The sequence below is a fragment of the Lysobacter sp. M2-1 genome (assembly GCF_022662495.1).
Classification (GTDB): Bacteria; Pseudomonadota; Gammaproteobacteria; order Xanthomonadales; family Xanthomonadaceae; genus JAKPBU01.
In genome coordinates this window covers 73,571-83,346 of the sequence record NZ_JAKPBU010000010.1, presented here as the reverse complement: position 1 = coordinate 83,346, position 9,776 = coordinate 73,571, and the positions used below count along the sequence as shown (strand labels likewise).

Genomic DNA, 9,776 nt, shown 5'->3' with positions numbered 1-9,776 from the left:
TAGGAGCGCCGCTTCGGCGCGACCTATGGATTACGGCGGGCGGTCGCGCCGAAGCGGCGCTCCTACGAGGCCTGGTGTCGGCCCAGCGCCCACTCCACGTGTTCACGTACGACGGGATCGTCGCTCTCGCTTCGCGATTGCAGCGCGGCCACCACGTCGGGCGACGTGAGCGCGTTCCCGAGCGCCACCGCGATATTGCGCAACCAGCGTGCATAGCCGCTGCGGCGGATCGCCGAGCCCTCGGTGCGTTCGAGGAACTCCTGCTCGCTCCAGGCGAACAGTTCGGCCAGCGTCGCCCGATCCAGATCGTTGCGCGCGCGGAAGTCCGGTTCGTCGGTCTTCTTCGCGAACTTGTTCCACGGGCAGACCAGCTGGCAGTCGTCGCAGCCGAAGATGCGGTTGCCGATCAGTGGGCGCAGCGCTTCGTCGATTGACCCTTCGTGCTCGATGGTCAGGTAGGCGATGCAGCGGCGCGCGTCGAGCCGGTAGGGTGCGGTAATGGCTTGGGTCGGGCAGATATCGATGCAGCGGCGACAGGTTCCGCAGTGTTCGGTGGCGGGTGCGTCCACCGGCAACGCCAGGTCCACATAGATCTCGCCGAGGAAAAACCACGACCCGCCGTCCTTGTCGATCAGGCAGGTGTGCTTGCCAATCCAGCCCAGGCCCGCGTTGCGGGCCAACGCGCGTTCCAGCACCGGCGCGGAATCCACGAACACACGATGTCCGAATGGACCCACCAGTTCCGCGATACGTCCGGCCAGCTTCTGCAGGCGCTGGCGCATCAGCTTGTGGTAGTCGCGGCCCAGCGCGTAACGCGCCACGTAGGCACGCTGGGGATCGCGTAGCGTCGTCCATGCTTCATCCGGGTCGCGGCCGTAGTCGAAGCCGACCGAAATGACGCGCAGGGTTCCCGGAATGAGCTCGTCCGGACGCGAGCGCTTGTCGCCATGTTGCGACATCCAGCCCATCGAGCCATGCAGACCCTGCGCCAGCCATTCGCGCAGATGCGTCTCGTCCTGGCCCAGGTCGATGCCGGCGATACCGCAGCGCTGAAATCCCAGTTCGCGCGCAAGCGCCTTGATCCTCAGCGCAAGCGATGCCGGATCGACAGCGTGGTGTTGCGGTGGCTGGGCGGCGGTCTGCACGATGGCGCAAGTATAGAATCCGGCGATGCACCCGCCCTCGCCCCTGTTCGACGTTGCCGCGCTGCGCAAGGTGGAAGCGCAGGCCTGCGCGGCGCTGGGCGGAGACGAGGTCGAACTGATGCGGCGTGCGGGGCAGGCGGCATGGCGCTACGCGCTGGAGCACTGGCCGCAGGCGCGGCGCATCGTGGTCGCCTGCGGCCCGGGCAACAACGGTGGCGACGGCTATGTGCTGGCGCGACATGCGCTGGTGTCCGGCCGCGACGTCCAGGTCATGGCCCTAGGGGCGGGCTCGCCGCAGTCCGCGCCGGCCGCACGCGCCCACGCCGAATACGTGGATGCGGGTGGCCGCGTGGCGGTATTCGAAGGCGATCTTCCGCCGGGCGATCTCATCGTCGATGCGCTGTTTGGCATCGGCCTGACGCGTGCGCCGGCAGGCCAGGCCGCCGGGCTGATCGAGGCGATCAATGCAGCACGCCGGCCGATCCTTGCCCTGGATGTGCCGTCCGGCATTGATGGCGATACCGGCCACCGCGCGGGCGTCGCGGTGCGGGCCGCACGCACGCTGCAGTTCATCGCTGCGCATGTCGGGCTACAGACCGGCGATGCGCTCGACCACGTTGGCACCTGCGCCGTGGCCACGCTCGAAGTACCGGCGGAGGCATGGAGCGGTGTTGCGCCGATTGCCGAGTGGCTGCAGCCTCAGATGCTGGCGGCTTTCCTGGGGCGCCGGCCGCGCAACAGCCACAAGGGCAGCAATGGCCATGTGCTGTGCATCGGGGGCGATTCGGGCATGGGTGGAGCGATCGCACTCTGTGCGCAGGCTGCGCTGCGCTCGGGCGCCGGCCTGGTGAGCGTCGCCACGCGCGCCGCGCACGTGCCCACGCTGCTGGCGCGCAGCCCCGAATGCATGGCGTCCGCCGTGGAATCCGCGCATGAACTCGCCGAACTGTTCGAGCGTGCGAATGTCGTTGCCATCGGGCCCGGGCTGGGCCGGCACGACTGGGGACGGAACCTGTTTCATGCCGCGATGGCCAGCGGCAAGCCCGTGGTGCTGGATGCCGATGCACTCAACCTGGTGGCCGAAGCATCCCGGGTCCTGCAGGACGCGGTGCTGACACCTCACCCTGGCGAGGCTGCGCGTCTGCTCGGCATCGCAGTCGCGCAGGTTCAGGCGGATCGTTTGAACGCCGCGAACCGGCTTGCGCGGACCTTCGATTGCGCCGTCGTGCTCAAGGGAGCGGGCAGCATCATCGCCGCGCCAGGGCGCACGCCGCAGGTGGTCGGCGCCGGCAATCCCGGCATGGCGGTCGGCGGAATGGGCGACGTGCTGACCGGTGTGATCGCGGCGCTGCGTGCACAGGGACTCGATCCGTTCGATGCGGCGCGTTGCGGTGCATTGCTGCATGCGCATGCAGGCGATGTCGCAGCGCGTGACGGCGAGCGCGGGCTGCTGCCTTCGGACGTGCTGGCTTGTCTGCGCGCCGCAGCGAATCCATGATCCTAGGCGTGAACGCTCCAACGCCGCAGTTGTTCCTCGCCGATACCGACGCCACCGAGCAACTCGGTCGGGCACTCGCGGCAACCCGCCCACCACGCGCGGTCGTGTATCTGCGCGGCGAACTCGGCGCGGGCAAATCGACGCTGGCGCGCGCGCTGCTGCGTGCGCTGGGCGTGACGGGCGCGATCCGCAGCCCCACCTACACCTTGGTCGAACGCTATCCGCTGGGCGACGGCGGCGAAGCCCTGCACCTGGACCTGTATCGCATCGGCCATGCCGAGGAGCTGGAGTTCCTGGGCTTGGGGGATGCGGAGCCGGAGCTGTGGCTGGTGGAATGGCCGGAGCGGGGCGCGGGCGGGCTCCCGGACGCGGACCTGACCGTGGAGCTCGCGATCGAGGGCGCCGGGCGTTCCGCCCGACTTCGGGCGGAAAGCAGCGCGGGACGGGGCTGGTTGTCGCGGCTGGAAGAGGTTGGCCGGTTGCACGCTGTTTCTTCCGTTACCTGATAGGAAGTAACTGCAGGTTACGGATTATTAAGGGAAATAGGATTGCATTTCCCGATAACAGGTGCTTAACTTCCGGTCATGCGCGTCAAGGGGGCCACGCTTCAGAATCTGCTGCTCGGGCTGGCATTGCTGGCCGGAGTCCTGTGGAATTTGGCGCACGCCAGTGAAATCAAGGACTTGCGCGTTTCGACCGGAGCGACCGGTACGCGCGCCGAAATCCGGCTCGATGCCGAATCCGCCTTCCAGGTCATTTCGCTCGCCAATCCCGATCGGCTGGTGGTGGATCTGCCGGGCGCCCGGTTCGCCAGCGGCGTTTCGCTGCCGGCGCCGGGCGGGCTGGTCAAGGCGATTCGCAAGGGACAACCGGTGGCGGGCACGACCCGGATCGTGTTCGACCTGGCCAGCCCGGTGGTCGCGCTCAAGCCGCACTTCGAACCGGGCGCCGGGGGCCCTCGGCTGGTGGTGGAATGGCCGGACGACGGCGCGACCGATGCCAAGGCCTCTGCGCCTGCGTCCGCTGCTGCCAGCCCCGCCCGGGATCCGGCCCCGCCCGAGGTCGACCCGGCCGCTGCCTCCGCTGCGGCGACCTCGCGCCTGATCACGGACCTGGCCAAGGCGGCATCCAGCACTTCCGCGGCCAACAGCTCCGCTTCAACTTCTCCGGCATCGCCGCAGCCGCCAACCACGAGCGATCCGTCGCGTGCGGTGCCGGAATCCCAATCAGGCTCATCGCTGCTGAAGCAGGGCAGCGGTACGGTTGCGACTGGTGTGCCGACCCGGATTGCGACTGGCGTCCCCACGCCCGCGCCGCAGGGGGAGACCCCGGCGCCCACGTCCAGCCATGCGCCGGTGCGCACCATGCAGGACGTGATGCGCCGTGGCGGGCTGCGACCCCTGGTGATCGCCATCGATGCCGGTCATGGCGGGCAGGACAGCGGCGCGCGCGGCGCAAGCGGGGCACGCGAGAAGGATGTCACCCTGCAGATCGCGAAAGAGCTGGCACGCCAGGTCAATGCGACTCCGGGCCTCAAGGCCTATCTGACCCGCGATTCGGATTTCTTCATCCCGCTGTCGCAGCGCTACCAGAAGGCGCGCGCGCAGAAGGCCGACCTGTTCGTCTCGATCCATGCCGACGCGTTCACCAATCCGGCGGCCAGCGGCTCGTCGGTGTTCGTGCTGTCGCAACGCGGCGCGTCGTCGCAAGCCGCCAAGTGGCTGGCCAACCAGGAAAACGCCGCGGACCTGGTCGGTGGCGTGCGCCTGCACGACAAGGACAACACCCTGGCCTCGGTGCTGCTCGACCTGTCGCAAAGCGCCACCATGAAAGCGTCCGAGGACATGGCCAACTACGTGCTGGGCGGGCTCAAGCGCCTGGGCAAGACCCACAAGCCGCACGTGGAACGCGCCAACTTCGTGGTCCTGCGTTCTCCCGACGTGCCGTCGATGCTGGTCGAGACCGCGTTCATCACCAATCCGGATGAAGAGCGCCGCCTGCGCGATCCGGCGCACCAGCGGCGCCTTGCGACCGCGATCCTGGATGGCGTCAATACCTACTTCACCCGTCAGCCGCCTCCGGGCACGCTGTATGCCGCACGCGCCAGCGCCAACGCCGGCGGGGCCGTCGGCGGCGGCAGTCCATGACGCAATTTCCCGTGCCGGCGCTCAGCCGGCCGGTTCGGTGTATGCGGGTTCGGCTGGCTCTCCGACCTCGTAGTCGCGTTCCCAGCCTTCGTTCTGGAGAGTGATGGACTGGATCGCGACGCTGCTCGCGTTCGCATCCAGATCGGGCAGCGCCTGGTACTCGGACACCCAGCAGCGATACGCCTTGTAGGCGAGCACGAGTTGCCCGGCTTCGTTGTAGAGCTCGATCACCACGTCCTTGCGGAAATCCTTGAGCGACACCTCGGCGCCGGGCCCTGCGCCGAAGTTCCAGACCTTGTTGGCCCAGCGTTCGAATTCGGTGTCGTGGCTGATGCCGCGCTCCAGCACGATCGGTTCGAACGTGGTCCGGCCGGGGGATTTGCGCCGCATGCTCGGATCCCCGCCTTCGCGGTGTTCGATCACTTCCGTGGTCCGGCGCAAGGCGCTGATCCGGTGGACGCCGGCGACGTAGCGGCCATCCCACTTCACCTTGAACTTGAAATTCTTGTAGGGATCGTGGCGATGCGGATTGACGGTGAATTGCGCCATGGCGTTTGCGTGGTCGGGGGATAACGCAAGCTAACGCGCCGGCGGACGCAGAGCGGTCAAGCTGACGTTGCAGGACGGTGCAGCCGCTATCATGCGCGGCGTGCCGATCCGACCGCTGCCCGAGACCCTGATCAACCAGATCGCCGCCGGCGAAGTGGTCGAACGACCCGCATCGGTGGTGAAGGAGCTGGTCGAGAATGCGCTCGATGCCGGTGCGCGCCGCATCGACATCGATTTGGAAGAGGGCGGCGTGCGCCTGATCCGGGTGCGCGACGACGGCGCCGGCATGCAGGCCGATGACCTGCCGCTGGCGATCCAGCGCCATGCCACCAGCAAGATCGCCTCGCTCGACGACCTCGAGGCGGTGGCCACGCTCGGGTTCCGGGGCGAAGCGCTGCCGTCCATCGCCTCGGTCAGCCGGTTCATGCTCGCCTCGCGCCGCGACGGCGATGCGCATGGCACGGCATTGCAGGTCGAAGGCGGGCGGGTCGGCGCGCCGACGCCCAAGGCGCATCCGCGCGGCACCACGGTCGAGGTGCGCGAGCTGTTCTACAACGTGCCCGCGCGGCGCAAGTTCCTGCGCGCCGAGCGCACCGAACTGGGGCATATCGAGGAATGGCTGCGCTCGCTGGCGCTGGCCAGGCCCGACGTGGAACTGCGCGTGTCGCACAACGGCAGGCCATCGAGGCGCTACAAGGGAGACACGGAGCTGGGGCTGGGTGGCGGCTTTCCTGGCGAACGCCTGGTCGAAACCCTGGGCGCGGATTTTGCGAAGAGTGTGCTGCAACTCGACCACTCCGGCGCGGGCCTGCGTCTGCGCGGCTGGATCGCACAGCCTGCCTACAACCGCGCCAGCGCGGACCAGCAGTATCTCTATGTCAATGGCCGGGCGGTACGCGACCGCAGCGTGTCGCACGCGATCAGGCAGGCCTATGCGGATGTGCTGTTCCATGGCCGTCATCCAGCGTACGTACTGTTCCTGGAACTCGATCCGCGCGGCGTGGACGTCAATGTGCACCCGGCCAAGCATGAAGTCCGCTTTCGTGACGCGCGCCTGGTGCATGACTTCGTCTATCGCACCCTGTCTGCCGCGCTCGCGGAAACCCGCGCGGGCGCGCACGTAGGGGCGACCGTAGGAGCGACGTCAGTCGCGAGCTCTTCCCAGCACCCCACATCCGACGCAGCGCTCGCGGCTCACGCCGCTCCCACGCAAAGCGGCGCCTGGCAGGCGCCGATGCGCCTGCCCCTGCCGCGCTCGGGCGTGGGCGAGGTTCGCGCTGGATATTCCGCGCTGTACGGCCGCGACGATGCGCCTGCGCAATTCGACCGCGATCGCCATCCGGTCCACCAGCCCCTGCCATCGCAGGGCGACGGCGCCGTTCCTCCGTTGGGCTATGCGATCGCCCAGCTGCATGGTGTCTACATCCTGGCCGAAACCGCGGAAGGCCTGATCGTGGTCGACATGCACGCCGCGCACGAACGCATCGGCTACGAGAAGCTCAAGGCCGCGGCCGACGGCGAAGGCCTGCGCACCCAGCCACTCCTGGTGCCGCACACGATTGCGGTCTCGGAGCGCGAGGCCGACATCGCCGAGCGCGACGCCGCGGTGCTGGCGGGGCTGGGCTTCGAGGTTTCGCGCAGCGGCCCGACGTCGTTGGCGCTGCGCAGCGTACCCGCGTTGCTGGCCCAATCCGACGTGGACGCCCTGCTGCGCGATGTGCTGGCCGATCTGCGCGAACAGGAGGGCGCGGCTTCGCCAGGAGCCGATCGCGTCACCGCGGCGCGCGACACGCTGTTCGCCACCATGGCCTGCCATGGTGCGGTGCGCGCGCAGCGCCGCCTGACCATTCCGGAAATGAACGCGTTGCTGCGCGAGATGGAAACCACCGAGCGTTCCGGCCAGTGCAACCATGGCCGGCCGACCTGGGCACGGTTTTCGATGGCGGAAATGGATCGCTGGTTCCTGCGGGGTCGCTGAGATGAGATACGCCTGCGTTCTGATGCTCGCGGCGTCCATGACGTCGCTGATTGCCTGCCGCGACGCGGACGCCCCTGCCTCCGCTAGTGGCGGCGGATCGGTCAGCGCTGGCCCGACACCCGCAGCTGTCGCCTTCGCACGCGAACAGCGGCGGTGGCGCGCGGCCCGGCTGGCCGACGTGACCCGCCCGGACGGCTGGACCAGCCTGGTCGGCCTGCACTGGGTCGGTCGCGGCCCGCATTACGTAGGCAGCGCGCCCGACAACGGCATCCGCATCGCCAAGGGACCGCCGCAGCTGGGCATGCTCGAGCTGCGCAAGGACGGTGCGCTGCGGCTGGTGCCCGCCAGTGGCGCTGGCCTGACCCTGGATGGAGCCCCGCTGACAGCGGCCGCCGAGCTCAGGAGCGATGCGGACGAGTACGGCCCGAGCGCGATCGGCTTCGACCAGGGCAAGGGCATTGCCATGGTGATCAAGCGCGGCGATCGCTATGCGCTGCGGGTCAAGCATGCCGACGCCGAAGCCCGCACCGGCTTCGTCGGCCTGGACTACTGGCCGGCGTCGCCGCAATGGCGCATCGCTGCGCGTTTCCTGCCGCATCCGCCGGGCAGGACCATCCCCATCGCCAACATCACCGGCGGCATCGACGACACCCCGAATCCGGGTGTCGTCGAATTCGCGCATGGTGGCCGGAGCTGGCGCCTGGAAGCGCTGGATGAAGGCGACGGCGAGTTGTTCCTGGTGTTCGCTGATCGCACCAACGGCCGCGGCAGCTACAGCGCCGGCCGTTTCCTCGATGCCGGCAAGCCCGATGCGCAAGGGCGCGTGATGCTGGACTTCAACCGCAGCTACAATCCGCCGTGCGCGTTCACTGCGTTCGCCACCTGTCCGCTGCCGCCCCCGGAAAACCGCCTCGACCTGGCCATCCCCGCCGGCGAAAAGGCCTATGCCAAACCGTCGCATCCCTGACCGAAGGATTCGCATGCGCGCCGTCCGCCTCCTGCTCTTCACCGGCATCCTCGCCCTGGCCACTGCCGCGCATTCGCAGGCACCCGCCGCCAAGCCCGAGGCTGCGCCCGCCAAGGCTCCGCCGGTGCCGCTGTTGTGGAAGGTGTCCGATGCCGACAACGCGGTGTACGTGCTCGGCTCGTTCCATATGCTCAAGCCCGACGACTATCCGCTGTCGAAGGACGTGGATGCGGCCTTCGCCGATGCGGAGCGGGTGGTGTTCGAGCTGTCTCCCGAAGAAATGGCCTCGCCGACCCTGGGCGTGCAGATGGGGCAGGCGGCGATGCGCACGGACGGCACGACGCTGGACAGCGAGTTGACTCCGGAGGTTGCGGCGAAACTGAAGGCCTGGATCTCGGCCAACACCGAGCACCTGCAGAAGTCCGGTATCCCGGCCCAGGCGCTGCAGATGTTCGAGCCCTGGTTCTCCGGGCTGATGATCACTCTGACCGAAATGGGCAAGATGGGCCTGGATCCCAAGCTCGGCCTGGACGCCCACTTCGCCGCAGCTGCGAAGCAGGTCGGCAAGCCCACCGAAGGCCTGGAGACCGGCGCGCAGCAGATCGCCTTCCTCGATGGCATGAGCAAGGACGAGCAGCTGCAGATGCTGGCCGAGGCGCTGGACGAGTCGGAGGAAGGTCGCACCGAGATGGAGAAGCTGCATCGCCAGTGGCGCGAAGGCGACGAGCGGGGCATCTGGGAAGGCATGGTCGCCGAGATGCAGGTCGAGTATCCCAAGCTCTACCAGCGCATCAACGTCGAGCGCAATGACACCTGGGTCGGACAGATCGCACAGCGCCTGGAGACGGACAAGGACGACACCCTGCTGGTGGTCGGCGCGCTGCACACGCTGGGCAGGGACGGCGTCGTGCACAAGCTCAAGGCCAAGGGGTACACCGTGGAACGCATCTGCTCTGCCTGCGAAGGCGCTGGCGAATCCGGCAAGAACTAGCCTCGAACCCAGCCGCGCACGCCTAGGGCGCCGCCGGCTCCAGCACGATGCAGTCCACCGGGCACGCCGGCAGGCACAGCTCGCAGCCGGTGCATAACGGTGCGATCACGGTATGCATCAGCTTCGATGCGCCGACGATCGCATCCACGGGACAGGCCTGGATGCACTTGGTGCAGCCGATGCAGTCGGCTTCGACGATCAACGCCACCTGCGGCGGCTTGTACGTGCCGCGGCTGCGGTCGTAGGGCTTCTTATCGACATGGAGCAGGCGCGCCAGGGCCAGGGCGCCGGCGTCGCCGCCGGGCGGGCAGCGGTCGACATCGGCCTCGCCACGGGCCATGGCTTCGGCATAGGGCCGGCAGCCCGGGTAGCCGCACTGCCCGCACTGGGTCTGCGGCAGCAGGCGGTCGATCCGTTCGACCAGAGCGGGGATTGGGGATTCGGGATTTAGCTGGTTCATGGCCCTGGGTGGCGAGTGCGAAGGTGCCGCACTCATGGATC

Annotated in this window: 9 protein-coding genes; 6 read left to right on the top strand and 3 right to left on the bottom strand. The window is 68.4% G+C overall.

The genetic code is table 11. From position 1 onward, the window contains the following. Positions 1-62 precede the first annotated feature (62 nt). Entirely contained in the window at positions 63-1,145 is a 1,083-nt protein-coding gene (gene queG, locus MC375_RS15245) for a tRNA epoxyqueuosine(34) reductase QueG (RefSeq protein WP_242104283.1), read from the bottom strand. Between the two features lie 25 nt (positions 1,146-1,170). Between queG and MC375_RS15240 the strand changes: the two genes are divergently transcribed. The 3 genes from MC375_RS15240 to MC375_RS15230 all read left to right on the top strand — a co-directional run bounded on the left by MC375_RS15240 (position 1,171) and on the right by MC375_RS15230 (position 4,790). Next, entirely contained in the window at positions 1,171-2,643 is a 1,473-nt protein-coding gene (locus MC375_RS15240) for an NAD(P)H-hydrate dehydratase (RefSeq protein ID WP_242104282.1), read from the top strand. A gap of 8 nt (positions 2,644-2,651) precedes the next feature. Further along, positions 2,652-3,149: a tRNA (adenosine(37)-N6)-threonylcarbamoyltransferase complex ATPase subunit type 1 TsaE gene (gene tsaE, locus MC375_RS15235; RefSeq protein ID WP_242104281.1), complete on the top strand. Its 498-nt coding sequence runs from the start codon at positions 2,652-2,654 to the stop codon at positions 3,147-3,149. Positions 3,150-3,227: 78 nt separating this feature from the next. Next, positions 3,228-4,790 carry an N-acetylmuramoyl-L-alanine amidase gene (locus tag MC375_RS15230; protein ID WP_242104280.1) on the top strand — a complete coding sequence of 521 codons (1,563 nt, stop codon included), beginning with the start codon at positions 3,228-3,230 and terminating at the stop codon, positions 4,788-4,790. Positions 4,791-4,811: 21 nt separating this feature from the next. On the opposite strand, the gene MC375_RS15225 is transcribed toward MC375_RS15230, so the two are convergent. Beyond that, entirely contained in the window at positions 4,812-5,339 is a 528-nt protein-coding gene (locus tag MC375_RS15225; protein WP_242104279.1) for a phage tail protein, read from the bottom strand. A 100-nt stretch (positions 5,340-5,439) separates the two neighbouring features. On the opposite strand from MC375_RS15225, the gene mutL reads away from it, so the two are divergent. From mutL to MC375_RS15210, 3 genes are read left to right on the top strand one after another with little or no spacing between them, the layout of a single operon-like run. Then, a complete protein-coding gene (mutL, locus tag MC375_RS15220; RefSeq protein WP_242104278.1) occupies positions 5,440-7,317 on the top strand; it encodes a DNA mismatch repair endonuclease MutL in 1,878 nt (625 codons plus the stop codon). A gap of 22 nt (positions 7,318-7,339) precedes the next feature. Further along, complete coding sequence (locus tag MC375_RS15215) at positions 7,340-8,284, top strand: DUF1684 domain-containing protein (RefSeq protein WP_242104277.1); 945 nt, start codon at positions 7,340-7,342, stop codon at positions 8,282-8,284. A gap of 13 nt (positions 8,285-8,297) precedes the next feature. Further along, positions 8,298-9,275, top strand: coding sequence for a TraB/GumN family protein (locus MC375_RS15210; RefSeq protein WP_242104276.1), 978 nt, complete (start codon positions 8,298-8,300; stop codon positions 9,273-9,275). Between the two features lie 22 nt (positions 9,276-9,297). Here MC375_RS15210 and rnfB read toward each other — a convergent pair whose 3' ends face one another. Further along, positions 9,298-9,735, bottom strand: coding sequence for an Rnf electron transport complex subunit RnfB (gene rnfB / locus MC375_RS15205; protein ID WP_242104275.1), 438 nt, complete (start codon positions 9,733-9,735; stop codon positions 9,298-9,300). Between the last annotated feature and the right edge of the window lie 41 nt (positions 9,736-9,776).

What these genes read in the sequence shown, in the direction of transcription:
- MC375_RS15240 (WP_242104282.1), top strand. Translation starts at nt 1,171, where the DNA reads ATGCACCCGCCCTCGCCCCTGTTCGACGTTGCCGCGCTGCGCAAGGTG.
- MC375_RS15230 (WP_242104280.1), top strand. Translation starts at nt 3,228, where the DNA reads ATGCGCGTCAAGGGGGCCACGCTTCAGAATCTGCTGCTCGGGCTGGCA.
- MC375_RS15225 (WP_242104279.1), bottom strand. Translation starts at nt 5,339, where the DNA reads ATGGCGCAATTCACCGTCAATCCGCATCGCCACGATCCCTACAAGAAT.
- MC375_RS15215 (WP_242104277.1), top strand. Translation starts at nt 7,340, where the DNA reads ATGCTCGCGGCGTCCATGACGTCGCTGATTGCCTGCCGCGACGCGGAC.
- MC375_RS15210 (WP_242104276.1), top strand. Translation starts at nt 8,298, where the DNA reads ATGCGCGCCGTCCGCCTCCTGCTCTTCACCGGCATCCTCGCCCTGGCC.
- rnfB (WP_242104275.1), bottom strand. Translation starts at nt 9,735, where the DNA reads ATGAACCAGCTAAATCCCGAATCCCCAATCCCCGCTCTGGTCGAACGG.